The organism is Bradyrhizobium sp. 956_D2_N1_4 (genome assembly GCF_052076025.1).
In the GTDB taxonomy this organism is placed as follows: Bacteria; Pseudomonadota; Alphaproteobacteria; order Rhizobiales; family Xanthobacteraceae; genus Bradyrhizobium; species Bradyrhizobium barranii.
On sequence record NZ_CP197237.1, the window covers coordinates 1,497,038 to 1,516,073 of the forward strand.

At 65.1% G+C, this 19,036-nt stretch carries 18 protein-coding genes; 12 read left to right on the forward strand and 6 right to left on the reverse strand.

What is annotated here, in order from left to right; translation table 11 throughout:
- Positions 1-71: 71 nt before the first annotated feature.
- The 9 genes from AB7535_RS06820 (at position 72) to AB7535_RS06860 (ending at position 9,899) form a co-directional block, all read left to right on the forward strand.
- Positions 72-1,040 (forward strand): Bug family tripartite tricarboxylate transporter substrate binding protein, encoded by a 969-nt coding sequence (locus tag AB7535_RS06820; RefSeq protein ID WP_085400631.1) that lies wholly within the window; start codon positions 72-74, stop codon positions 1,038-1,040.
- Complete coding sequence (locus tag AB7535_RS06825) at positions 1,037-1,519, forward strand: tripartite tricarboxylate transporter TctB family protein (protein ID WP_085400632.1); 483 nt, start codon at positions 1,037-1,039, stop codon at positions 1,517-1,519. Before AB7535_RS06820 ends, AB7535_RS06825 begins: the two co-directional genes overlap by 4 nt.
- Positions 1,519-3,018 (forward strand): tripartite tricarboxylate transporter permease, encoded by a 1,500-nt coding sequence (locus AB7535_RS06830; protein WP_085400634.1) that lies wholly within the window; start codon positions 1,519-1,521, stop codon positions 3,016-3,018. The genes AB7535_RS06825 and AB7535_RS06830 overlap by 1 nt, the downstream gene beginning before the upstream one ends.
- Before the next feature lie 54 nt (positions 3,019-3,072).
- Positions 3,073-3,873: an NYN domain-containing protein gene (locus AB7535_RS06835; RefSeq protein WP_038931674.1), complete on the forward strand. Its 801-nt coding sequence runs from the start codon at positions 3,073-3,075 to the stop codon at positions 3,871-3,873.
- Between the two features lie 85 nt (positions 3,874-3,958).
- Entirely contained in the window at positions 3,959-5,761 is a 1,803-nt protein-coding gene (locus tag AB7535_RS06840) for an adenine deaminase C-terminal domain-containing protein (protein WP_085400636.1), read from the forward strand.
- A gap of 152 nt (positions 5,762-5,913) precedes the next feature.
- Positions 5,914-7,704, forward strand: coding sequence for a glyoxylate carboligase (gcl, locus tag AB7535_RS06845; RefSeq protein ID WP_085400638.1), 1,791 nt, complete (start codon positions 5,914-5,916; stop codon positions 7,702-7,704).
- 13 nt (positions 7,705-7,717) lie between these two features.
- Positions 7,718-8,503: a hydroxypyruvate isomerase gene (gene hyi / locus AB7535_RS06850; RefSeq protein ID WP_085400639.1), complete on the forward strand. Its 786-nt coding sequence runs from the start codon at positions 7,718-7,720 to the stop codon at positions 8,501-8,503.
- A 12-nt stretch (positions 8,504-8,515) separates the two neighbouring features.
- Positions 8,516-9,403, forward strand: a complete 888-nt coding sequence (locus tag AB7535_RS06855; protein WP_085400641.1) for a 2-hydroxy-3-oxopropionate reductase — start codon at positions 8,516-8,518, stop codon at positions 9,401-9,403.
- 112 nt (positions 9,404-9,515) lie between these two features.
- Positions 9,516-9,899, forward strand: coding sequence for a DUF1236 domain-containing protein (locus AB7535_RS06860; protein WP_014496647.1), 384 nt, complete (start codon positions 9,516-9,518; stop codon positions 9,897-9,899).
- A gap of 60 nt (positions 9,900-9,959) precedes the next feature.
- On the opposite strand, the gene AB7535_RS06865 is transcribed toward AB7535_RS06860, so the two are convergent.
- The 3 genes from AB7535_RS06865 to AB7535_RS06875 form a co-directional block, all read right to left on the reverse strand.
- Positions 9,960-10,322 (reverse strand): VanZ family protein, encoded by a 363-nt coding sequence (locus AB7535_RS06865; protein WP_085400642.1) that lies wholly within the window; start codon positions 10,320-10,322, stop codon positions 9,960-9,962.
- Positions 10,323-10,399: 77 nt separating this feature from the next.
- Entirely contained in the window at positions 10,400-10,996 is a 597-nt protein-coding gene (locus AB7535_RS06870; RefSeq protein WP_085400644.1) for a thiamine pyrophosphate-dependent enzyme, read from the reverse strand.
- Between the two features lie 8 nt (positions 10,997-11,004).
- The gene (locus AB7535_RS06875; protein WP_085400646.1) at positions 11,005-11,571 is read right to left on the reverse strand and encodes a thiamine pyrophosphate-binding protein; all 567 of its coding nucleotides are present in this window, start codon (positions 11,569-11,571) and stop codon (positions 11,005-11,007) included.
- Between the two features lie 244 nt (positions 11,572-11,815).
- Between AB7535_RS06875 and AB7535_RS06880 the strand changes: the two genes are divergently transcribed.
- The 3 genes from AB7535_RS06880 to AB7535_RS06890 all read left to right on the forward strand — a co-directional run bounded on the left by AB7535_RS06880 (position 11,816) and on the right by AB7535_RS06890 (position 13,784).
- Positions 11,816-12,865, forward strand: a complete 1,050-nt coding sequence (locus tag AB7535_RS06880) for a hydroxyacid dehydrogenase (protein WP_063984507.1) — start codon at positions 11,816-11,818, stop codon at positions 12,863-12,865.
- A gap of 116 nt (positions 12,866-12,981) precedes the next feature.
- The gene (locus tag AB7535_RS06885) at positions 12,982-13,431 is read left to right on the forward strand and encodes a flagellar basal body rod protein FlgC (RefSeq protein ID WP_135215001.1); all 450 of its coding nucleotides are present in this window, start codon (positions 12,982-12,984) and stop codon (positions 13,429-13,431) included.
- Positions 13,432-13,571: 140 nt separating this feature from the next.
- Positions 13,572-13,784 carry a hypothetical protein gene (locus AB7535_RS06890; protein ID WP_028150282.1) on the forward strand — a complete coding sequence of 71 codons (213 nt, stop codon included), beginning with the start codon at positions 13,572-13,574 and terminating at the stop codon, positions 13,782-13,784.
- Positions 13,785-13,787: 3 nt separating this feature from the next.
- On the opposite strand, the gene AB7535_RS06895 is transcribed toward AB7535_RS06890, so the two are convergent.
- From AB7535_RS06895 to AB7535_RS06905, 3 genes are all read right to left on the reverse strand, one after another.
- Entirely contained in the window at positions 13,788-14,366 is a 579-nt protein-coding gene (locus AB7535_RS06895) for a GNAT family N-acetyltransferase (protein ID WP_085400679.1), read from the reverse strand.
- Positions 14,367-14,372: 6 nt separating this feature from the next.
- The gene (locus AB7535_RS06900; RefSeq protein WP_085400649.1) at positions 14,373-16,730 is read right to left on the reverse strand and encodes an Orn/Lys/Arg decarboxylase N-terminal domain-containing protein; all 2,358 of its coding nucleotides are present in this window, start codon (positions 16,728-16,730) and stop codon (positions 14,373-14,375) included.
- Positions 16,731-16,827: 97 nt separating this feature from the next.
- A complete protein-coding gene (locus tag AB7535_RS06905; RefSeq protein ID WP_085400651.1) occupies positions 16,828-19,032 on the reverse strand; it encodes a xanthine dehydrogenase family protein molybdopterin-binding subunit in 2,205 nt (734 codons plus the stop codon).
- Between the last annotated feature and the right edge of the window lie 4 nt (positions 19,033-19,036).

Sequence of the window (19,036 nt, forward strand, 5' to 3'; positions counted from 1 at the left end):
GATATGCGACCAAACGACACAATGCGGCAACCGATCAACGACGTCCGCACGAGCCCTGGAGAATGCCCCCCATGTTCAAATTTCCCGCGCGCCTTGTCGGCGCAGCCGTCGCGCTGACCCTTGCGGCAGCTGCGCCCGCTTTCGCCCAGCAGCTCGAGCTCAAGCTGATGGCGCCGGCGGCCCCGGGCGGTGGCTGGGACCAGACCGCGCGCTCGATGCAGCAGGCGCTGGTCGCTTCGGGCGTCGCGCGCAGCGTGCAGGTCGTCAACGTTCCCGGCGCCGGCGGCAGCGTCGGCATCGCGCAGTTCGTCAACGGCGCCAAGGGCGACGGCAACCAGTTGATGGTCAACGGCTTCGTCATGGTGGGTGCGCTCGCCATGAACAAATCGCCTGTCACGCTCGAGCAGGTGACGCCGATCGCGCGCCTCACCGAGGAAATCCAGGTGATCGTGGTGCCGGCGAATTCGCCGATCAAGACCGCGCAGGATCTCGCCGCCGCGGTGAAAGCCGACATCGCCAAGGTGACCTTCGCCGGCGGCTCGGCCGGCGGCGTCGACCACGTCATGGCCGCGTTGTTCGCGGGCGCCGTCGGCGCCGACGCGAAGAAGATCAACTACATCCCGTTCTCCGGCGGCGGCGAATCGCTGGCGGCAATCCTCGGCGGCAAGGTCACCGCGGGCATTTCGGGGCTGAGCGAATATGAAGGGCAGATCAAATCCGGCAAACTGCGCGCGATCGGCGTGACCTCGGAGAAGCGCATCGCCGGCAGCGACATCCCGACCTTTAGGGAGCAAGGCATCGACCTCGTGATCGCCAACTGGCGTTCGGTGGTCGCGCCTCCCGGCATCACGCCGGAGCAGCGCAAGACGCTGAGCAATGCGGTCGAGAAGATGGTGAAGTCGGACGCCTGGAAGGAGATCCTCAAGCAGAAGGGCTGGGAGGATGCCTATCTCGGCGGCGACGCCTTCGTCGACTTCCTGAAGAAGGAAACCGTGCGCGTCACCGACGTGCTGAAATCGGTCGGCCTGGTCAAGTCATGACCTCAGGCGATCCCGCCCAGCCGCGGCGCGTCGATCGCGCCGGCATCGTCATCGCTGTATTGCTCGCAGGTCTCGCCGCGGTGCTGGTCTGGGACGCGCGCGGGCTACAATCCACTTCGATGTACGGGATGGGACCGGAGGCAATGCCGGTCGTGGTCGCCACCGGCCTTGCGCTGCTCGCGATCGGCAATTTCATCGACGCGCTGCGCGGCAATCTGCCGGCGCGCGAGAGCGCCGATCCCGTGCCTGTGGTTCTGATCCTCGTTGGCCTTGCGCTCCTCATTGCCATCATCGGCTTCGGCGGCGGCTTCATCCTGGCGACGTCGGCGCTGTTCGTGACGACGTCGGCAGCTTTCGGGCGCCGTGCCATCCTCGTCGACAGCATCATCGCCCTCGTGATGTCGACTCTCATCTATCTCGCGTTCGACCGGCTGCTGACGCTGAGCCTTCCGACCGGCCCGCTGGAGCGACTGCTGTGATGGACACTTTTGCGGCGCTGGCCCACGGCATGGCGGTCGCCGTCCAGCCGATGAACCTGCTTTACGCGCTGATCGGCGTGTTTCTTGGCACGGCAGTGGGCGTGCTGCCGGGCATCGGCCCGGCGCTGACGGTCGCGCTGCTGCTGCCGGTGACCTACAAGCTCGACCCCGGCGGCTCGCTGATCATGTTCGCGGGCATCTATTACGGCGGCATGTATGGCGGATCGACCACGGCGATCCTGATCAACACGCCCGGCGAGAGTGCCTCGATGGCGACTGCGCTCGAAGGCAACAAGATGGCCAAGGCCGGCCGCGGCGGGCCGGCGCTTGCGACCTCCGCGATCGGCTCCTTCGTCGCCGGCACCATCGCCACCATCGGCCTTGCGTTTCTCGCGCCGTGGCTGGTCGATTTCGCCGTGCGCTTTGGCCCCGAGGATTACTTCGCGCTGATGTGCGTCGCCTTCGTCACGGTGTCGGCAACCTTCGGCGATTCCCCGGTCCGCGGCCTGACCAGCCTCTTCATCGGCCTGACGCTGGGCCTCGTCGGCATCGACAAGCTGACGGGTCAGGCGCGGCTTGCGTTCGGCGTCCCCGAGCTGCTCGACGGCGTCGAGGTGACCACACTTGCTGTCGGCCTGTTTGCGGTGGGCGAGGCGCTCTACGTCGCATCGCGCCGCCACCACACTGAGGAAAAGCTCGAGCCGGTGCGGGGCTCGCTGTGGATGACGAAAGAAGACTGGAAGCGTTCGTGGAAGCCGTGGCTGCGCGGCACCATGTTCGGCTTCCCGATCGGTGCGCTGCCCGCTGGCGGCGCGGAGATCCCGACCTTCCTGTCCTATTCCACTGAGAAGCGGCTGACAAAACATCCGGAAGAATTCGGCAAGGGCGCGATCGAAGGCGTCGCGGGACCGGAGGCCGCCAACAACGCCTCCGCCGCCGGCACGCTGGTGCCGCTGCTGACGCTGGGATTGCCGACCTCGGCGACGGCCGCGATGATGCTGGCGGGGTTCCAGCAGTACGGCCTCAACCCGGGGCCGCTGCTGTTTGCCGAGCGGCCTGACCTTGTCTGGGGCCTGATCGCCAGTCTCTTCATCGCCAATTGCATGTTGCTGGTGCTCAATCTGCCGCTGGTCGGCCTGTGGGTGCGGCTGCTCGCGATCCCGCAGCCCTGGCTCTATGCCGGCATTCTCGTGTTCGCGACCATGGGCACCATCGCCGCAAAGCCGTCGGTGGTCGAATTGTCGATGCTCGCCGGCTTCGGCGTGCTCGGTTTCCTGATGCGCCGGTTCGACTTTCCGATCGCGCCGGTCGTCGTCGGCCTGATCCTCGGTCCGATCGCCGAGAGCCAGCTGCGCCGCGCGCTCGCGATCAGCCTCGGCGATCCCATGACGCTGCTCCAGAGCCCGATCTCGGCGACGCTGCTCGGCATTGCGCTGGTTGCGCTGCTGGCCCCGTTCGTGCTGAAGGGGATGGGGCGCTTCAAGGCGAACGAGGACTAGCCGTCCCGGCGCGCGCGTCCTCTAATGCTGCGTCCAGCTCGTTGAGGAAACGCCATGCCGTCGGAACTTCGCTCGCCCCGTCTCGCCGTCCTGATCGATGCCGACAACGCCTCTGCGAAGATCGCGGATGGGCTGTTCGAGGAGATTGCCAAGATCGGCGAGGCCAGCGTCCGCCGCATCTATGGCGACTTCTCCAATGCACGGTCCAGGGGCTGGGCCGACATTCTGTCGAAGCACGCCATCATCCCGCAGCAGCAATTCGCCTATACGACGGGAAAGAATGCCTCCGACATAACCCTGGTGATCGACGCCATGGACCTGCTTCACAGCGGCCGGTTCGACGGCTTCTGCCTGGTCTCCTCCGACAGCGACTTTACCCGTCTGGCCGCCCGCATCCGCGAGCAGGGCGTCGACGTGTTCGGGTTCGGCGAGCAGAAGACGCCGGAGAGCTTCAGGCAGGCCTGCCGAAGGTTCGTCTACACCGAGAACCTGGTCTCCGTCCCGGCGACCACCCAGGATGCCGCCTCAAGATCGACGTCGCTTCAGCCGCCCGATGCCGCCACGCCCATCATCAAGAAGGTCATCACCCAGATGGAGAGCGAGGACGGCTGGGTCGCGCTCGGCGAAGTCGGCCGGCAGCTCGCCAATCTGGCCTCCGATTTCGATCCGAGAACGTTCGGGTTCCGCAAGCTGAGTGACCTCGTACGCAAGACGAATTCGTTCGAGATCGATGAGCCAAAGGGCCGGTCGATGCGAATTCGGGTCAAGCCCGCTGCTGCAGCACCGCCGAGAAGGCGGAACCCGCGCAGGCCCGCAAGGGCGGGGGCGACGGGCAGTTCGGCGCCTAAGGCGTAAGCAGGGCCTGCCGTTATATTTGCGCTTGCCCGCTATAGCGCAGGGCGTAACCATCGCCGGGCCGTAACGCCACGCGAGGGTCCCGATGACCAGACTTAGCCGCTTCGCCGTCGCACCGCTGCATTCGATGACCCGGCGTCTGGCCGATGTCGCCTCCGCGCGCGTCGCACCGGATCTCGTGGTCACGGGTGCCCGGGTGCTTTCGACCTATTCGGAACGTATCCATCCCGGTCGGGAGGTCTGGATCACCGGTGGCCGCGTCGCAGCGGTGAAACCGGCCGGGGCGGCGAAGAAGGTCTGGGGCGGGGTGCCGCTTTACGACGCCGCCGGCGGCATCATCGCGCCGGGGCTGGTCGATCCGCACATCCACATCGAATCCTCCATGGTGACGGCCTGCGCCTATGCCGAGGCTGCGCTCCTCAACGGCACCACCACGATCTTCTGCGACAGCCACGAGATCGGCAACGTCATGGATGTCGCCGGTGTCGAGGCGATGCTGGAGGACGCGCGCGAGGCGCCGCTCTCGATCTTTTTGACGGTGCCGAGCACGGTGCCGGCCACGTCGGCGGAACTGGAGACCGCGGGCGGCGACCTCACGCCAGACAAGATCGCCGGCCTGTTCGACCGCTGGCCCGAAGCGGTCGCGCTCGGCGAGAAGATGGATTTCGTGCCTGTCACGATGGGCGACGAGCGCAGCCATGCCATTCTTGCCGCTGCCTTGAAGCGGGGGCGGCCGGTGTCCGGACACGTTTACGGCCGTGAATTCGTCGCGGCCTATGCGGCGTCCGGTGTCACCGACACCCATGAGGCGATCGATCGCGATATCGCCGACGATCTGCTCGACGCCGGCGTCTGGGTGTTCCTGCGCGGCGGTCCGCCGACCACGCCCTGGCATTCGCTGCCGCAGGCGATCCGCACCATCACCGAACTCGGGGCGTCGCACAAACGTACGGCCGTGTGCACCGACGACCGTGATGCCGACGATCTTCTGCTGTTCGGTCTCGACTGGGTGGTGCGCGAGGCCGTAAAGGCCGGCATGTCGCCCGAACAGGCCTGGTCGATGGGCTCGCTGCATGGCGCCATACGCTTCGGCATGGAGGGCGATATCGGCGGGCTCGGCGGCGGCCGCCGCGCCGATCTCGTGCTGATGGACGATCAGCTCAAGCCGCAATGCACCTGGTATGGCGGCGAGCTGGTGGTCGAGCATGGCAAGATTACGCCGCGGCTCGATCAGGCGCTGTCGCAGCGCTATCAATATCCGAAGGCGGCCTATGCGACGGTGAAGCTGCCGGAGAAGGTCAAGCTGACGCCGGAATTGCCGGCGAAGGCGTGTACCGTCAACGCTATCAAGACCGCGTTGCCGGGCATTACGCTGATTCATGAGAAGGTCGCGATCGAGCCGGCCAAGGATTGGCCGTCGCTGTTTGAGCGCTACGGCCTGTGCTTCGTCACGGTGGTCGAGCGCCACGGCAAGTCGGCCGGCAATGTGGCTTACGGCCTGCTGAAGGATTTCGGCCTGAAGCGCGGGGCGGTCGCCTCCAGCGTCGGGCACGACAGCCACAACATCATCGTCGCCGGCACCAACGAGGGCGACATGCAGGCGGCGATATCGGCCATCAAGGCGGAGCAGGGCGGCGTTTGCGTCGTCGCCGACGGCAAGGTGAGGGCGCTGGTTCCGCTGCCGATCGCAGGCCTGCTCTCCGACAAACGGGTCACCGAGGTCGCCGAAGCGGTCAAGGTACTGAAGAAGGAATGGGCCGAAGCCGGCTGCACCATCCCCTACATGGGCTTCAATTTGATTCCGCTGTCGGTCATTCCGGAAATTCGTATCACCGACAAGGGCCTCGTGCTGGTGCCGCAGATGGAGCTCGCGCCACTGTTCGAGTGAGCGGCTTTCACGCCGATGTCGATCTAACCGCTTGAGACCGCCGCGGTTTTTCCACGGCTGCCGCATCGTGGAAAATAAAATCGATCTCGTTGAGATCGCATCTTGCACGCCCGATGATCGCGCTCGCTGACGCAACTCAAGCGAGGTCCGATATGGCGAAGATGCGAGCCGTCGATGCTGCCGTGCGAATTCTGGAGAAGGAAGGCATCTCGACTGCCTTCGGCGTTCCCGGGGCCGCGATCAATCCGCTGTACTCGGCGCTGAAGAAGCGCGGGTCGATCCGCCACATTCTCGCGCGCCATGTCGAGGGCGCCTCGCATATGGCCGAGGGCTATACGCGGGCGAAGGCCGGCAATATCGGCGTCTGCATCGGCACGTCGGGGCCGGCCGGCACCGACATGATCACCGGGCTCTATTCGGCGATCGCCGATTCCATTCCGATCCTCTGCATCACCGGGCAGGCGCCGCGCGCACGGCTCTACAAGGAAGATTTTCAGGCCGTCGACATCGAGTCGATCGCAAAGCCCGTCACCAAATGGGCTGTGACCGTGCGCGAGCCGGCGCTGGTGCCGCGTGTGTTCAGCCAGGCCTTTCACATCATGCGCTCGGGCCGGCCGGGTCCGGTGCTGATCGACATGCCGCTCGACGTGCAGCTCGCCGAGATCGAGTTCGACGACGAGACCTATGAGCCGCTGTCAGTCTACAAGCCCACCGCGACGCGCAAGCAGGTCGAGAAGGCGCTGGAGATGCTCAACGCCGCCGAGCGGCCGCTGATCGTCGCCGGTGGCGGTATCATCAACGCCGACGCCTCGGACCTGCTGGTGGAATTCGCCGAGATCGCCAACGTGCCGGTCGTGCCGACGCTGATGGCGTGGGGTGCGATCCCCGACGACCACGTGCTGATGGCCGGCATGGTCGGCCTGCAGACCAGCCACCGCTATGGCAATGTGACCATGCTGGAATCCGACTTCGTGCTCGGCATCGGCAACCGCTGGGCCAACCGTCACACCGGCTCGGTCGAGACCTACACCAAGGGTCGCACCTTCGTGCATGTCGACATCGAGCCGACCCAGATCGGGCGCGTGTTCAATCCGGATCTCGGCATCGTCTCGGACGCCAAGGCCGCGCTCGAGCTCTTCGTCACCGTCGCCAGGGAGTGGCGCCGGTCAGGCAGGCTCCGCGAGCGCCAGGCGTGGGCCGCGGCCTGCCGCGATCGCAAGAAGACGATGCTGCGCAAGAGCCATTTCGACAACGTCCCGATCAAGCCGCAGCGCGTCTATGAGGAGATGAACAAGGCCTTCGGCCGCGACACCACCTATGTCACCGTGATCGGCTTGTCGCAGATCGCCGGCGCGCAGTTCCTGGGCGTCTACAAGCCGCGCAACTGGATCAATGCCGGGCAAGCCGGCCCGCTCGGCTGGACGCTGCCTGCCGCGCTCGGAGTGCGTGCGGCATGCCCGGATCGCGAGATCGTCGCGCTGTCCGGCGATTACGACTTCCAGTTCCTGATCGAGGAGCTCGCGGTCGGCGCGCAGTTCAATCTGCCCTACATCCACGTCGTCGTGAACAATTCCTATCTCGGCCTGATCCGCCAGGCCCAGCGCGGCTTCGACATGGATTACCACGTCCAGCTCTCCTTCGAGAACGTCAACGCACCGGAGCTCGGTGGCTACGGCGTCGACCATGTCGCGGTCGCCGAAGGCCTGGGCTGCAAGGCGATCCGCGTCACCGATCCCAAGGATACGCAGGCGGCGTTTGCGACCGCGCGTGAATTGATGGCGAAGCACCGCGTGCCCGTCGTGGTCGAGTTCATTCTCGAACGCGTCACCAACATCGCGATGGGCACGGAGATCGACAACATCGTCGAGTTCGAGGAGGTGCTGGATCTGCCGCTCGACGAGGTCTCGACCGCGCGGCCCGGCGTGCTTCAGCCGGCGGAATAGGGGGAACAGCATCATGCCGAAATTTGCCGCCAACCTCACCATGCTCTTCAACGAGATGCCGTTCATCGACCGTTTCGCCGCGGCGAAAGCGGCGGGCTTCTCCGGGGTCGAGTATCTCTTCCCGTATGATTTCGACAAGGCGTTGCTGCGCGAGCAGCTCGAAGCTCACGGGCTGACGCAGGTGCTGCACAATCTTCCAGCGGGCAACTGGGCGGCGGGCGAGCGCGGCATCGCGATCCTGCCCGATCGCGTCAGTGAATTTCGCGACGGCGTGTTCCGTGCCATCGACTATGCCAAGGCGCTCGATTGCGAGCAGCTCAATTGCCTCGTCGGCATCGCGCCTGCCGATGCCGACCCGCGCGAGCTCAACGAAACGCTGGTCGGCAATCTTCGCTTTGCCGCCTCGACGCTGGCGCGCGAGAACATCAAGCTCCTGGTCGAGCCGATCAACACGCTCGACATTCCCGGCTTCTACCTCAACGGCACCGAGCAGGCGGTTCAGCTGATCTCCGAGGTGCGGTCGAACAATCTGTTCATCCAGTACGACATCTACCACATGCAGATCATGGAGGGCGATCTCGCCCGGACCATGCAGGAATATCTCCCGCAGATCGCCCATATCCAGCTCGCCGACAATCCCGGTCGCCATGAGCCCGGCACCGGTGAGATCAACTACCCCTTCCTGTTCCGCCACCTCGACGCGATCGGCTATCGCGGCTGGATCGGCTGCGAATACAAGCCGCGCACCACGACGCTGGAAGGCCTGTCCTGGCACGCCGCGCAGACATTTGAGACCTGAGGAAACGTAGACATGATCGATATCGGCTTCATCGGACTTGGCACCATGGGACGGCCGATGGCCGGCCACCTTCTGGCCGCAGGCCATCGCGTGCTCCTACATGACGTCGCGCCGGTCGCGCCTGAGCTGATTTCCGCGGGTGGCATCGCCTGCAAGTCAGCCAAGGAGGTCGCGGAGGAGGCGGATGCCGTCATCATCATGGTGCCTGATACCCCGCATGTGGAGGCGGTGCTGTTCGGTAAGGACGGCGTTGCTAACGGGATCTCCAAGGGCAAGATCGTCGTCGACATGAGCTCGATCTCGCCGCTGGCGACCAAAGAATTCGCGAAGAAGATCGAGGCGCTAGGCGCGGACTATCTCGACGCGCCGGTGTCGGGCGGCGAGGTCGGGGCCAAGGCCGCGACCCTCACCATCATGGTCGGCGGGCCGGAGCGGGCCTTTGGCACCATGAAGCCGATCTTCGACAAGATGGGCAAGAACGTCACGCATGTCGGCGCCAATGGCGATGGTCAGACGACGAAGGTGGCCAACCAGATCATCGTCGCACTGACGATCGAGGCGGTGAGCGAAGCGCTGCTGTTCGCATCCAAGGCGGGGGCCAATCCCGCTCTCGTGCGCAAGGCGCTGATGGGCGGTTTTGCATCGTCGCGGATTCTCGAAGTGCATGGCGAGCGCATGGTGAAGCGCAATTTCGAGCCGGGCTTCCGCATCGAGCTGCACCAGAAGGACCTCAACCTCGCGCTCGAAGGTGCGCGCGCGCTCGGCCTGTCGTTGCCGAGCACGGCATTGGCGCAGCAATTGTTCTCGTCCTGCGCCGCGCATGGCGGCAAGGCCTGGGATCATTCCGCGATGGTGCGGGCACTGGAACTGATGGCGGGACACGAGATCGCCGCAGCGTAAGTGTTACGCGGTAACACTCTCCAGATCTGGTCTGTCTTTCGTCGTGCGGGAACCGGAACAATGGTCCGCCCCCGCGGTTGAAGGCGCAGAACAATCACTGGAGAGTGTGGACATGAAGACCCGTCTTGCGATTTCGCTGGCTGCCGTGTCGCTGCTGGCGTCGAGTGCAGCCTTTGCCCAGTCGACGACCGAACAGGGCGCCAGGGACGGCGCACGTGCGGGTGGCGACATCGGCGGACCGATCGGCGCGATGGTCGGCGGCACCGTCGGTGCGGCCGTCGGCGCGGGCCTCGAAATTCCGAATGCCGTGCTCGGCGGAATCCCGCGCGACGATTCCGTCGTGATCCACGAGCGCGTCGTCGTCGGCGAGCCGCTGCCCCCGACCGTGGTGCTGCGCCCCGTGCCGAACTATACCGAGTATCGCTACGCGGTCGTGAACGATCGCCGCGTCATCGTCGAACCGCGCACGCGCCGCGTCGTCAAGATCATCGACTGATCGGTCAGAGCGTGAAGGCTTTGAAGAGCCGGGCCCCGCGGAGCGTCACTCCGCGGGGCCCTAGTTCGTCAGGGCCGAATTGGCGCGGAGGCGTGCCATGATCCAATCGGCGACGGCGGCGAGCGCAAAGCCGATACAGGCGGTGCCGGCATCGACCAGAAAATCGTCCAGCCGTGCATGCCGTCCCGGTGCCCAGAACTGCATCAGCTCGAGCACGCCGATCAGGACCACCGCGATGGCGGCGATGGCCCAGCGGCGATTCCGGTAGGCGAGGCCGAAGGCCAGTCCCACCAGGATGAAGGCGAGGGCGTGCTCACCGTCCTGGCCGAGGTCGGAATGGGGCCGCAGGCCGGGCGGGCCGAGGGTTGCGAAAGTGACGGCGGCCGCGAGGAGCCAGGCAAAAAAGCGAATAAAAATGGGCATCCGGTGCCGATAGCACGGATTTGCAACGGCCTGTTGCGGGGCAGGGATCAGATCGCCGTGTAGTTAATGACGAAACGTTAAAGTGGCTCGCGTACGCCGAGGCCGTGCATGAAGCGTTCCCGGATCTGGACGGGATCCCTGCGGGTGGTACCCACGCCCGGCTTGTCGTCGATGCGGACCGCGATCAGGCTCGGCTCGGAGGCGGACATGGCCTCGTCGACCAGCCGCTCGAAATCCTCCTCGTCCGCGGCCCAGGCGCTGTTGGCAAGTCCCGAGCCTGTGGCTATGGCGACGATGTCGGCGACGCCAGCGGCCGGCGTCGGCTGCGCACCGGTGATCTGGTAGATGCCGTTGTCCATCACGATCATGATGAGGTTCTTCGGCTTCAACGCCGCAATCGTCGAGAGCGCGCCGAGCTGCATCAGCAGCGAGCCGTCGCCTTCGAGCGCGAAGACGCGGCGATCGGGCTGGGCCAGCGCGACGCCCAATGCGATCGGGAAAGCCAGCCCCATGCTGCCGAGCATGTAGAAGTTCTGCGGGCGATGGCCGGCGGCCCAGAGATCGAAATTGGTGTTGCCGATGCCGCCGACCACGGCTTCCTCGTGCTTGAGCTTTCCGATCAGGCGCGAGGTAACGTCGAAGCGGTTCATGACCTTGGTATTGCGCGTGTTCATCGCCGACCTCACTTGTCGAACGTCTTGCCGCCGGTGAGCAGCGGGTTGAGGATTAACGCCACCGGCGCTTGCGTGGTGACGGCCTGCTTGATCGAGCGGTCGGCGATGAATTCGAGTTCGTCGAGCCGGGTGATGGTGTGGTGCTCCAGCGCGAGCGAATCCAGCACCGGGCGCATGGTCCGGCAGACCAGCGATTGCCCGTAATTGAACTCGCCAAGCGTGCCGCGCTCGGAGACGAACATGATCAGCGGGATCTGGTAGGGCACCGCGAGCGAGGCCAGCACGTTGGCGAGCGTGGCGAAGCCGGAGGTCTGCATCAGCACCGCGCCGCGACGTCCGCCCATCCAGGCGCCGGAGACGATGCCGACGGCCTCCTCCTCGCGGGCGGTGGCAAAGGTGGTGAAGAAGGGGTCGGCGTGCAGGTTCTTGATCAGCGGCGTCAGCACGCGGTCGGGCACGTAAGGGATCAGGCTGATCTCGTTCCGCTTCAGGGTCTGCAGGACGATGCCGTGCCAGCTCCTGTCGCCGGCGCCTTGTGCCGCCTGGGGCGAGGTCTGCTGTTCCGCAAGCGCCATTGCGTTCTCCCTTGAGCCGCGCATGCTTCTTGGTTCTGGTCGTCGCGGCGGTCTGCCGAACTTGACGCAGGCAGCGGGATTGTCAACATGTCCGGGCCAGCACCGTGATCTGCGCCAGACGGCCTGTCGTGGCCGGCACCGCCATGTCATAAGCGGCGATAATGCAAAAACGGGAGGAACGCATGGACGGAGCGCGGGGTGCGCTGGCCTTGCGGGTCTCCTTGAGAGAGCCGGAAGGGTCCTGATGTCCGTCAACAGCAAGCGTGTCTTCTACGTCAAATACCTGGCCAATCCGATCTATATCGACATCCTGAAGGCGCGGTCCGACGTCCGGCTCGATCGCATCGAGAACGAGAGCCCGGAAGATTTCTATGCCCCGATCCTGAACGCGGCGCATGTTTACCAGATCGGAGCCGCCCGCGACGAACTTGCCCCGCATTTCCATGTCGATGCCGCCTTCCTGAAGCGCACGCCGAACCTGTTGCTGGTCTCCAGCAATGGCGCGGGCTTCGATCCCGTCGATGTCGAGGCCTGCACCGATGCGGGCGTGCTGGTCGTCAACCAGTCCGGTGGCAACGCGCATTCCGTCGCCGAGCATGCGCTGGCGATGATGCTGACGCTGTCCAAGCGCATCATCCAGTCCGACCGCAAGCTCCGCAGGGAGGCCAACGTCAACCGCAACGAGCTCGTCGGCAACGAGGTCGAGCACAAGACCGTGGGCATCATCGGCCTCGGCAATGTCGGCCGCCGCATTGCCGCGCTGTGCAAGGGCCTGCTCGGCATGACGGTGCTGGCCTATGACCCGTATTTGTCGGCCGAGGTGATGGCCGAGCGGGGCGGGGAGAAGGTCGAGCTCGACGAGCTGCTGCGCCGCGCCGATTTCGTCTCGATCTCCTGTCCGCTCGACAAGAAAAGCCGCAACATGATCAGCACGCGCGAATTCGCGCTGATGCAGCCGCACGCCTATTTCATCACCACGGCGCGCGGCTTCATCCACGACGAGGATGCGCTGCTCCAGGCGCTCCGCGACAAGCGCATTGCCGGTGCCGGCCTCGACGTCTGGTCGAAGGAGCCGCCGCCGCCCGAGCATCCGCTGCTCCAGTTCGACAACGTGCTGGCGAGCCCGCACACCGCAGGCGTGACGATCGAGGCGCGCCAGAACATGGGCCGCATCGCCGCCGAGCAGGTGCTGGACACGCTCGACGGCAAACGCCCGCCGCGCATCATCAATCCCGAGGTCTGGCCGCGCTACGCCGAGCGCTTCAAGCAGGCGTTCGGCGTGACGCCGGGGTAGGGGCGTGCGAAGCCTGATCGCGCTCCGATCGTTGGTTACGCGGATGAAAACAGAAAGCGGCGGATTTTACTGATGGCGTGAATGAACGCGTATCACTTGTCCTGTAGTTGAAGTCCATGAGCATATTTTCGATTGCGACATCCGGACTTTCCGCGGCGAGTTTGCGCGTGAACGTGGCCGCGAGCAACATCGCCAATGTCCGCACGACCGGCCCGCTACCCGCCTCAAGCGGATCGAGCACATCGGCCGGTGCGGGCAGCTCGAGCATTGGCCCGACATTTCCAGCGGCCTATGTGCCGTTGCGCATCGATCAGGTCTCCCAATCGAGCGGCTCGACGCCAGGCGGTACGGTCGCGACCGTGTCGACGGTTTCGCCGAGCTATACCGCACAATCCGACCCCGGCGCTGCCTTCGCAAACGAGGACGGCCTTGTCGCCGCGCCGAACGTCGATCTCGCCAGCGAGTTCGTTCAAATGGCGGCCGCCAAGTACAGCTTCATTGCCAATGCGAAGGTCATTCAAGCCTACGCCGAGACAGAACAGACCCTCCTCGATATCAAGACGTGATCGCTGACGGATTGTATCGACGCCTGCGTTGGCGGCGGGAACCGTCACCGATCTTGATCCGCGTCAAAATCTCCTTTCCCGGTTCAGGCTAAATGGGATTAAAGTGCCGCCGGGGCACGCTGGCGCAGGCAGGAGGTCCCATGTCAACTTATGTCGTCAGGTTCATGAAGGACGTGCTCGGCCAGTACGGCCGGCAGATCGAGGTTTGCCAGGGCACGCTCGAAATCGACGCCACCGACGAGGACGAAGCCAGGGAGCGGGCGAAGGCGAGGTTTTGCAAGGACCAGGCGTTGCATCACTGGTCGCTGCATGCCGACCGGATCCAGGTCAAGCCGGCTGACTTTCCCTCGTAAGGTTTAACGGCCCGGTGCCGTTAGCGTCGGCGGCGCGGTGATGCCCGCGCCGAGCGATCGCTGCACCATGACCGTGTCCGACCAGCGGCCGTGGCGATAGGCGACGCCGCAGAGCACGCCGGCGCGCGCGAAGCCGAACTTTTCGTGCAGCGCCAGCGAGGGCGCGTTGTCGGCATCGATATAGCCGATCATCTGGCGGAAGCCGGCCGCCGCGCACGCATCGATCATTCCCTGGAGCAGCAGCCGTCCGACGCCGCGACCGAGATGCTCGTGGTGGACGTAGATCGAGTGCTTGGCCGTGTAGCGGTAGGCCGGGCGCTTGCGGAACAGCACCGCATAGGCATAGCCGACCACCTCGCCGCGATAGGTCGCGACCAGATGCGGCAGGCGGGTCTGCTTCAGGTTCTTGCGGCGGTCGCGCAGATCGTCCGGTTCGGGCGCGCCGGTTCCCTCGACGTCGCGCGGCACGCCATTGCGGACGTGATGGCGGTAGATCGCCAGCATCGCCTCGACATCGCTCTCCCGTGAGGGGCGGACCAGAACCGGTTCGTCATCTGTACGCGCAATCGCTGTTTCGTTCATCGGCACCTACTCGGCAACGACGTAAGTATAGAGGCCGATGCGGCCCTGTGCATCGATCTCCTTGTAGACGCCCTGGATTTCCACATCGAACCCCGGGAACGTGTTGAAGCAGGTTTCGAACATTTTGAGATAATCCACCATGGGCTTGGCCCGCTCCGTCAGCCGCTCGCCGGGGACGATGGTGGCGATGCCGGGCGGGTAGACCACGAACGGCGTGGTGGCGATGCGGCCCGCGATCGCCTCGATCGGCAAATAGTCGACGTCGTTCTTGAACAGATAGCGCGCGGCATCGCGCGGCGACATCGCGATCTCGGGCATGTGCTCGGGCATGAACTGCCGGGCCTGGAGGGCGCTGACATCGGCGGCGCGGAAGAAGCGGTGCATGTCGCCGCAGAGATCGCGCAGCCGCACGCCGGCATAGCGCGCCTGCCGCCGCTGGTAGAATTCAGGGATGACGTCGGCCAGCAACGCGTTGTCGTCATGCAGCCTTTTGAATGCGACAAGCCCGGAGATCAGCGTGCCGGCCTTGCTCGCCTCGACGCCGGGAGTGAGCAGGAAGAGCAGGGAGTTGAGGTCGTTCTTCTCAGGGACGATGCGGTTTTCGCGCAGATACTGCGCGACCACGGGCGCGGGAATGCCGTGCTCGGCATAGGCGCCGGTGGTGCGATCGAAGCCGGGCGTCAGCAGCGTCAGCTTGTTCGGGTCGGTCATGGCAAAGCCCTCCGCGAGATCGGGAAAGCCGTGCCAGTTGGTATCTGGCGAGAGCTGCCACAGCGCCGGATTGGTGGCGAGCTCGTCGGTGGAGAGGGTCTCCCAGGCGACGTTGTGCGCGGCGCCGGGGCGGCTGACGTCGGGAATGGCGACGCGATCGGGCACGAAGGGCTCGAAGAACCAGCGGCGATCCGGATTTTGCTCCTTCTCCTCGAACTCCCGGCGCATGGCGCGGATCTTCTTGCGCAGCTCGATGCCGAGCCGGATCGTGTCGTCCCACAGCACCTCGCCCGAGCGGCCCTTCATCATCTGCGCGCCGACGTCGAGGGAGGCGAACAGCGGGTAGAACGGCGAGGTCGAGGCGTGCTGCATGAAGCTCTCGTTGAAGCGGCGGTGTTCGACGCGCCGCTTCTGGCCGCGGATATGGCGGTCCTTGATGTGGATCTGGGAGGCCTGTGAGAAGCTCGCGAGCTGCTTGTGGGTAGACTGCGTCGCGATGATGCCGGGTGCTTCGGGGGGAAGGTTCGCCAGCCCCATGGCGAAGCGGCCGGCATAGAGCGGGTGGAATTTCATGAAGCCGGCCCAGGCCTCGTCGAACAGGATGTATTCGCAGAGATGGCCGATGCGCTTCAGGATCATCTCGGCGCTGTGGATCGAGCCGTCATAGGTGCACTGCTCGACGACGGCGACGCGGAACGGCCGCGCCTTGCGCCAGGCGTCCTTGTCCGTCACCAGCGGATGGTTCCGGATCGCCTCGCGCAGGGCCTTTTCGTCGAGCATGTCCCAGCGCATCGGGCCGATCAGGCCCCAGGCATTGCGGATGGTCGGGACGTAGACCGGGACGCCGCCATTGATCATCAGCGCGCCGTGATGGGCGGCCTTGTGGTTGTTGCGGTCGAACAGCACGAGGTCGCCGTCGGTGACGAGGGCGCCGAGCGCGACCTTGTTCGAGGTCGAGGTGCCGTTGAGCACGAAATAGGTCTTCTCCGCGCCGAAAATCTGGGCAGCTTCCTTCTGCGCCCTCAGCGCGGGACCCTCGTGGGTGAGGAGGTCGCCGAGGTCGAGCACGGAATTGTCGAGGTCGTCGCGGAACACGGATTCGCCGAGATGCTCGACGAAGACCCGGCCGATCGGGCTGCGGTTGTAGAACACGCCGCCATTGTGACCCGGACAGGTCCAGAGCTGGTTGCCTTCCTCGGCATAATCGACCAGTGCGCCGAAGAACGGCGTCTTCAGCGTCTCGGCATATTGCTTGAGCCGGCTGATCAAATTCTTGGCGATGAAGGTCGGCGTCTCCTCGGACAGGAAGACATAGCCGTCGATGAAGTCGAGCACCTCGACCGGCAAATCCTCGAAGCGCTTGCGCCGGATCAGGAGGATGATCGGGAAGTCGAGGCCGCGGCGCCGCATCAGGTTGATCAGCGCCGAGGTCTTCCCCTCGAGGCCCTTCTTGCCCCAGTCCACCACCATGCAGCCGATCGCGGCGTCGGTCTGCACCGCGATCTCCGCGTCCTCCAACCTGCGGGCCCTCACGACCTCGAAGCCGGAGCGCTGGATCTCCTCGATAATCTGGTTGAAGCGGATGCCTTCCAGATCGTCGGCGTCGAACACAGGTGCGGCGAACAGGAAGTTGAAGCGCTTGAAATAATCCATGGTGTGTCCCGAATCTACAGAGACTGGCAGGTCTCTGCACTTTCGATGACAGTTCTATGACAATCGCCCGATCCAGCGGGGATCGTGTGACGGGCGATCAATCCAGCAACTTGTCCAGCGTGATCGGGAAGCGCCGGATGCGCTTGCCGGTGGCGTGATAGACTGCGTTCGCGATCGCCGCAGGTACGCCGACGATGCCGATTTCGCCAATGCCCTTGACGCCCAGCTTGTTGATCCGGTCGTCGGGTTCGTCGACGAAGATGACGTCGATGTCGTGAACGTCGGCATTCACGGGAATGTGGTACTCGGCGATGTTCGCGTTCATGATCCTGCCGAAGCGGTGATCCATCACCGTCTCCTCGTGCAGCGCCATTCCGATGCCCCAGACCACGCCGCCCATGATCTGGCTGCGGCCGGTCTTGGTATTGAGGATCCGTCCGGCTGCGACCGCGCTCACGACGCGCGTGACGCGGATGACGCCCAGGTCTTCGTCGACCTTGACCTCGGCGAAGACCGCCGAATGGGTGTTGCGCGCGTGCGACTTGTCCTCCGCGAAATGATTGAGCTTCTGCTTCTCGATCCGCTCGAGCTTGCCGTGACGCATCGCGTCCGCGATCGAGACGGCACGGGCCTTGTCGCCGGCCTTGGCGATCGTGCCGTCGACCAGGATCACATCGGGCGCATCGACGCCGCCGAGGGGCGAGGCGGGCATCGCCTTGGCGAGCCGTGCGAGCTCCTGGCGAATGTCTTCGGCCGCGCCCAGCACGGCGTGCGCGGCCGACGCCGCCATCCAGGAACCGCCTTCGACGGGGGCCTGCGGCAAGGTCGAATCGGCAAGCCTCACGTCGATATTCTCGATCGGCAGCCCGAGGGCGTCGGCGGCCACCTGGGCCACGATGGTGTAGGTGCCGGTGCCGATATCGGACGCGGCGCAGGATACCTCGGCATGGCCGTTCGACGTCAACACGATGCGGACGGCGACCGGCATCTGAAGCGCCTCCCATACCCCCGTCGCCATGCCCCAACCGACCAGGTCCTTGCCATCACGCATGGAGCGCGGAGCAGGATTGCGCCGGCTCCAGCCGAACGCTTCCGCGCCGCGGGCGTAGCATTCGCGCAGCTGCTTGCTGGTGTAGGGCAGGTCTTCACTCTGGTCGCGGTCCGAATAGCACTTCAATCGCAGCTCGATCGGGTCGAGCTTGAGCGCGACGGCCAGCTCGTCCATGGCGCATTCGAGCGCGCAGACGCCGGAGGCGGCGCCGGGCGCGCGCATGTCGCAGGGTGTGGAGACGTCGAGATCGACGAGCTTGTGGGAGAAGAGGCTGTTCGGGCTCTTGTACAGCTGTTCCGCCCAGCCGCTGTCATTGCGCGAAAAATCCTCGTAGCGCGAGGTCATAGCAGTGGCTTCGTGCGCGACGGCATCGAGCGTGCCGTCGGGCCTTGCGCCGAGCGCGACGCGCTCGATGGTCATCGGCCGATAGCCGAGCCCGTACATCTGCTGCCGTGTCAGGACGACACGAACGGATCGCTTGAGTTCGAGCGCGGCAAGCGTCGCCAGCACCACCTGGTATTGCGGCCGCAATCCGGAGCCGAAGGCACCGCCGACATAGGGCGAGACCACGCGGAGGTCATCGTGCTTCTTGTTGAACACACTGCATAGATATTTGTGGACGTTCTGGACACCTTGCGTCTTGTCATAGACGGTAAGCCTGCCGCTGCCGTCGCGGACCACCGTGGTCGCATAGAGCTCCATCGGGTTGTGGTGCTCGGTCGGCAGGACGTAATCCGCCTGGTGCCGCACAGCGGCCCCAGCCAGCGCTGCGGCGGCGTTGCCGCGCGGCTTGTGCGGCCGATCCACTTTGCCGGCTTTGCCATGTTCGGATTCGAGGTCGGTCGCAAATGCCTCCCGGTCGTATTCAACGCGCACGCGGGTCGCGGCGAATTTGGCGGTTTCCCAGTCATCCGCCACGACGAGCGCGATCGGCTGGCCGTTGAACCAGATCCTGTCGTCATAGAGCGGGCGGAAAGGCGAGCCCTTCTCCGGCGCCACCTCGTCCTTCCAGGCATCGTCATTGTCGGCGAGGGGCGGACGATGCGCATGCGTAAGCACGTCGACCACGCCCTTCACTTGCAGCGCGTCGCTGGCGTCGAGGCGAGCGATACGTCCGCGCGGAATCGTGGCCTCGACGACGAAGCCATGGAGGAGGCCGTCTGCCGGGAATTCGCCGGCATATTTGGCGGCTCCGGTGACCTTGGCGCGGCCATCGACGCGGGACGTTGGCGTTCCGACATAGGCGTTCATCGGT

Excerpts from the sequence above, each read along its gene's own strand:
- AB7535_RS06820 (WP_085400631.1), top strand. The coding sequence starts at position 72 with ATGTTCAAATTTCCCGCGCGCCTTGTCGGCGCAGCCGTCGCGCTGACC.
- AB7535_RS06825 (WP_085400632.1), top strand. The coding sequence starts at position 1,037 with ATGACCTCAGGCGATCCCGCCCAGCCGCGGCGCGTCGATCGCGCCGGC.
- AB7535_RS06830 (WP_085400634.1), top strand. The coding sequence starts at position 1,519 with ATGGACACTTTTGCGGCGCTGGCCCACGGCATGGCGGTCGCCGTCCAG.
- AB7535_RS06835 (WP_038931674.1), top strand. The coding sequence starts at position 3,073 with ATGCCGTCGGAACTTCGCTCGCCCCGTCTCGCCGTCCTGATCGATGCC.
- AB7535_RS06840 (WP_085400636.1), top strand. The coding sequence starts at position 3,959 with ATGACCAGACTTAGCCGCTTCGCCGTCGCACCGCTGCATTCGATGACC.
- gcl (WP_085400638.1), top strand. The coding sequence starts at position 5,914 with ATGGCGAAGATGCGAGCCGTCGATGCTGCCGTGCGAATTCTGGAGAAG.
- hyi (WP_085400639.1), top strand. The coding sequence starts at position 7,718 with ATGCCGAAATTTGCCGCCAACCTCACCATGCTCTTCAACGAGATGCCG.
- AB7535_RS06855 (WP_085400641.1), top strand. The coding sequence starts at position 8,516 with ATGATCGATATCGGCTTCATCGGACTTGGCACCATGGGACGGCCGATG.
- AB7535_RS06860 (WP_014496647.1), top strand. The coding sequence starts at position 9,516 with ATGAAGACCCGTCTTGCGATTTCGCTGGCTGCCGTGTCGCTGCTGGCG.
- AB7535_RS06865 (WP_085400642.1), bottom strand. The coding sequence starts at position 10,322 with ATGCCCATTTTTATTCGCTTTTTTGCCTGGCTCCTCGCGGCCGCCGTC.
- AB7535_RS06870 (WP_085400644.1), bottom strand. The coding sequence starts at position 10,996 with ATGAACACGCGCAATACCAAGGTCATGAACCGCTTCGACGTTACCTCG.
- AB7535_RS06875 (WP_085400646.1), bottom strand. The coding sequence starts at position 11,571 with ATGGCGCTTGCGGAACAGCAGACCTCGCCCCAGGCGGCACAAGGCGCC.
- AB7535_RS06880 (WP_063984507.1), top strand. The coding sequence starts at position 11,816 with ATGTCCGTCAACAGCAAGCGTGTCTTCTACGTCAAATACCTGGCCAAT.
- AB7535_RS06885 (WP_135215001.1), top strand. The coding sequence starts at position 12,982 with ATGAGCATATTTTCGATTGCGACATCCGGACTTTCCGCGGCGAGTTTG.
- AB7535_RS06890 (WP_028150282.1), top strand. The coding sequence starts at position 13,572 with ATGTCAACTTATGTCGTCAGGTTCATGAAGGACGTGCTCGGCCAGTAC.
- AB7535_RS06895 (WP_085400679.1), bottom strand. The coding sequence starts at position 14,366 with ATGAACGAAACAGCGATTGCGCGTACAGATGACGAACCGGTTCTGGTC.
- AB7535_RS06900 (WP_085400649.1), bottom strand. The coding sequence starts at position 16,730 with ATGGATTATTTCAAGCGCTTCAACTTCCTGTTCGCCGCACCTGTGTTC.
- AB7535_RS06905 (WP_085400651.1), bottom strand. The coding sequence starts at position 19,032 with ATGAACGCCTATGTCGGAACGCCAACGTCCCGCGTCGATGGCCGCGCC.